Annotated in this window: 5 protein-coding genes; 2 read left to right on the top strand and 3 right to left on the bottom strand. The window is 44.0% G+C overall.

What is annotated here, in order from left to right; all coding sequences use genetic code 11:
• A partial coding sequence (locus ACMJ0U_RS06550) for a hypothetical protein (protein WP_417129008.1) occupies positions 1–213 on the top strand: 213 nt, incomplete at its 5' end.
• Positions 210–2,339, top strand: a complete 2,130-nt coding sequence (gene dnaG, locus ACMJ0U_RS06545; RefSeq protein ID WP_417129006.1) for a DNA primase — start codon at positions 210–212, stop codon at positions 2,337–2,339. The genes ACMJ0U_RS06550 and dnaG, both read left to right, overlap by 4 nt.
• Positions 2,340–2,388: 49 nt before the next feature.
• Here the strand turns inward: dnaG and folE are convergent, their stop codons facing one another.
• From folE to tpiA, 3 genes are all read right to left on the bottom strand, one after another.
• Positions 2,389–2,982 carry a GTP cyclohydrolase I FolE gene (gene folE, locus ACMJ0U_RS06540; RefSeq protein ID WP_417129009.1) on the bottom strand — a complete coding sequence of 198 codons (594 nt, stop codon included), beginning with the start codon at positions 2,980–2,982 and terminating at the stop codon, positions 2,389–2,391.
• Between the two features lie 2 nt (positions 2,983–2,984).
• On the bottom strand, positions 2,985–3,446 hold the full coding sequence (locus tag ACMJ0U_RS06535; RefSeq protein ID WP_417129004.1) for an SPOR domain-containing protein: 462 nt from the start codon (positions 3,444–3,446) through the stop codon (positions 2,985–2,987).
• 123 nt (positions 3,447–3,569) lie between these two features.
• Positions 3,570–4,325: a triose-phosphate isomerase gene (gene tpiA / locus ACMJ0U_RS06530; protein WP_417129002.1), complete on the bottom strand. Its 756-nt coding sequence runs from the start codon at positions 4,323–4,325 to the stop codon at positions 3,570–3,572.
• Positions 4,326–4,365 lie beyond the last annotated feature (40 nt).

Genomic DNA, 4,365 nt, shown 5'->3' with positions numbered 1-4,365 from the left:
TTTCTTGAAAAATACCTGTCCAGAGATTTCACCGTATTGGTCCCTGAAAACATTATAGTGCCTGATACCAGCAGCAAAAAGAATAATAACAAACATCCCCATTGCTCATCTGAAAAAGCGGCGCAATTTGCCATGCCATCACCGGTCTCTCAGGATTTGCCAAGGTCAATTGCACATTCTACTTATTTTTATTATTTTCGCCCTTCGAAATGATTGACCAAGCTACCATAGACCGAATACTGGATGCCGCACAAATAGTAGATGTAGTATCCGAGTTTGTCACCCTCCGCCGCCGGGGAGTGAACTACATCGGACTATGCCCGTTTCACAATGAAAAGACCCCTTCTTTCAGTGTGTCTCCCAGCAAAGGACTATGCAAATGTTTTAGTTGCGGCAAGGGAGGAAATGTGGTACACTTCATCATGGAGCACGAACAGCTTTCTTACTACGAGGCACTGAAGTGGCTGGCCAATAAATATCACATCGAAGTAAAAGAGCGGGAACTGACTGATGAAGAAAAGCAGGCACACAGTTTACGGGAAAGCCTGTTTGTGGTCAACCAGTTTGCATCTGAATATTTTCAGGACATACTTCACAATCACATCGACGGACAACGTATCGGTATGACCTACTTACGCAGCCGAGGATTTCGCGATGACATTATCAAAAAGTTTCAGTTAGGATACAGCACAGACAGCCACGATGCACTGGCACGTACGGCCAAGCAAAAAGGCTATCAGGAAGACTTTCTGGTAAAGACCGGCTTGTGCTATAGAAAGGATGACGGTTCACTTCGCGACCGTTTTTGGGGACGCGTCATCTTTCCCGTACATACCTTATCAGGAAAGGTAGTAGCCTTTGGCGGACGTGTATTGAGTGCCGCCACCAAAAACGTGCAGATGAAGTATGTTAACTCTCCAGAGTCTGAGATATACCACAAAAGCCGGGAGCTCTATGGCATTTATTTTGCCAAGCAGGCCATTGTACGTCAGGACCGCTGTTTCCTGGTAGAAGGTTATACCGATGTCATTTCCATGCACCAGAGCGGAATCGAAAACGTGGTAGCGTCTTCGGGTACAGCATTGACTTCCGACCAGATACGACTGATTCATCGCTTTACCAACAATATTACGGTATTGTATGACGGTGATGGAGCCGGAATCAAAGCCAGTATACGTGGTATTGACATGTTATTGGAAGAAGGCATGAACATCAAGGTATGCCTGCTTCCCGATGGAGATGACCCGGACAGCTTTGCCCGCAAGCATAATGCCACCGATTATCAAGCATATATCAATGAGCACGAAGTAGATTTCATCCGCTTTAAGACAAACCTGCTGATGGAAGAAGCAGGAAAAGACCCAATCAAACGTGCCAGTCTGATTTCCAGCATTGTAAAAAGTATTTCTGTAATACCCGACTCTATTGTCCGCTCCGTATATACACGTGAGTGCAGCCAGCTTTTGCAAATGGAAGAAAAAATCCTGATAGAAGCGGTAAACAAATTGATAGAACAGGCTCAGGAAAATAAATACAAGGAAATCCAGCGAAAGCAACGGCAGGCTACCCCAAATACCCAACCAGATGCTCCGACTACTTATCCGGAAACACAGCCGACAGAGATTCCTATACCGGATGAGACTCAACTTCCTCCAGCTCCTCAGGAAACAGCAGCAGAATATATACCTCCAACCGCTGAACAGCCTGCCGGACAACCTGCAAGCACTCCTGCTCCTACGGATAATTATCTTTCGTATATCCCATTGGAGGGGAACGAACAAAAACTGTTCTACAAGAAGGAACAGCTCCTCCTACAAATGATTATCCGCTATGGTGAAAAAGTAATGTGTTACCTGGAGGATGAAAACGGAGAAGAGCAACCGCTCACTGTCATAGAATGCATTTCTTCCAGCTTGAAAGAGGATGAACTGCAGTTTCACTATCCCTTAGACCGCCGCATTCTAAAAGAAGCGGAGAATCATCTGCACGACGAAGGCTTTGTGTCTGAGCGCTATTTCCTGACTCATCCTGATCCAGAAATCAGCAAACAGGCCGCAGAACTGGCCAGCGACCGCTATCAGCTAAGCAAGTACCACTCCAAAGGACAGGCAATCATCACCGATGAAGAAAGACTTTACGAGTTAGTTCCAAGGTTGTTAATTGATTTCAAGCTATCGATTGTAGAAGAAGAAATGAAGCATACCCTGCAGGCTTTAACCAATCCAGACATCTATAACAATCCGGAGAAATGCCAGGAAATCATGCAACATTACAAAGAGTTGCAAGAAATTCAGATTCCAATGGCACAAAAAGCAGGCGACCGCGTTATTTTACGTTAGCTATTTCCCCTCTCCACTTACGATAAAAGGGGAAATAGCCTTTTTCATATTAATATTTTGCACGAATCAGGTTCATGAACTCTTCGCGCGTCTTGGCCTGATTGAATGCACCTGTAAAATCAGAGGTAGTCGTTATAGAATTCTGCTTCTCCACTCCTCTCATTTGCATACACATGTGTTTGGCTTCTACTACCACCATTACGCCTAATGGATTCAATGTTTCTTGAATACACTCCTTTATTTGAAGCGTCATGCGTTCCTGCACCTGCAAACGATGAGAAAAGATATCTACCACACGAGCAATCTTACTCAGGCCCGTAATGTATCCATTCGGAATGTAAGCCACATGAGCCTTTCCGTAAAACGGCAGCATATGATGTTCACACATGGAAAAAAAGTCAATATCTTTCACAATCACCATCTGACTGTAAGGTTCCTTGAATTTTGCGGCATTCAGCACTTCTCTCGGATCCATTTCATATCCACGCATCAATGTCAGCATGGCTTTTGCTACACGCTCAGGGGTTTTCAACAGTCCTTCCCGCGCAGGGTCTTCACCCAGTAAAGAAAGGATTTCCTTGTAATGCCCCATCAGTTTCTCAGCTTTTTCTTGCGGCCAGTTTATCAAATTCGTATCTGTCATCATTATTCTATAGGTATATTAATCTGTTCACGCACAATCGACACTTCCTTAAAAACGCCTGTTGCTTTCAATTTACGCATGGTTACATGTGCTTCTTCAATACTTTTGAAATCTCCTACCCGGCACAGCCAACGCGGAGGTTGAAAATAAGTATAAACCGGAAGTTCCGGAAATTCTTCTTTCACTTTCGTGGCCACGTTATTTGCTTCGCTACGTGCCTGACGGGAATTGTTACCAGCATATACTTGTACGCGAAACCCACGAGCCTTTAATGTCTTTACCGGGTCTGAACTGGTATCACGCACATAACGTTTTCCTATCAAGGACGAAATCTGCGCATCCTGATGAATAGTTACCACACCTTCTCCCGCCCGACGAGTCTGCAGGCTTTCAATAATGTTCTGCTGGGCATATCCCCTGCCAACACACAAAAAAGAAACTACAAATAAAAGATATTTCAGCATAACCGGATTTTTAGATAGACATACGAAAACAAAAGTCAATTGAGCACAGAGACCGTACGACGGCACTACGTCCTCACATTATCTCTGTGCTCATAAGTCGCTCCTGACTAATTCAAAAAAGAATTATTTAAAAGCGTCGATGATACCCTTGAAGTCTGCAACTTTCAAAGCAGCACCACCAATCAGACCACCGTCTACATCAGGATTAGCGAACAATTCTTTTGCGTTAGAAGGCTTGCAGCTTCCACCATACAAGATAGAAGTATTATCAGCCACTTCCTGACCATATTTAGCAGCCACCAAAGAACGGATATGAGCGTGAATTTCCTGAGCCTGCTCCGGAGTAGCAGTCTTGCCAGTTCCGATAGCCCAAACCGGTTCGTAAGCCAAGATTACCTTACCGAAATCTTCAGCAGACAAAGAGAATACAGAAGCCAGCTGCGCTTCTACTACTTCATTCTGCTTGTTTGCCTCACGTTCTTCCAATACTTCACCGATACAGAAGATAGGTTTCAAGTTATTAGCCAAAGCCAATTTTACTTTTTCTTCCAAGATTTCAACTGTTTCATGATAGTAAGCACGACGTTCTGAGTGACCCAAGATTACATACTGAGCACCTGTAGATGCTACCATTTCTGCAGACACTTCACCTGTATAAGCGCCAGAAACCTTGTCAGCACAGTTTTCTGCACCTACACCAATGATAGAGCTGTCTACCAAAGGAGTTACAGAAGCCAAGTGAATGAAAGGAGTACAGATGATTACATCGCAGTTGGGTTTGTCAGCTGTCAATGCTTCGTTCAATTCTTTTGCCAATGCGATACCTTCCTGCAGGTTCTTGTTCATTTTCCAGTTACCTGCTACAATGTTTTTTCTCATTTTGTTTTAATTTTAAAGGGTTAGTTATAATGTTTCTTTT

The sequence above is a fragment of the Phocaeicola sp. genome (assembly GCF_048170425.1).
In the GTDB taxonomy this organism is placed as follows: domain Bacteria; phylum Bacteroidota; class Bacteroidia; order Bacteroidales; family Bacteroidaceae; genus Phocaeicola.
Note: the sequence above shows the minus strand (reverse complement) of the source record. Positions and strands in the feature narration are given on the sequence as shown.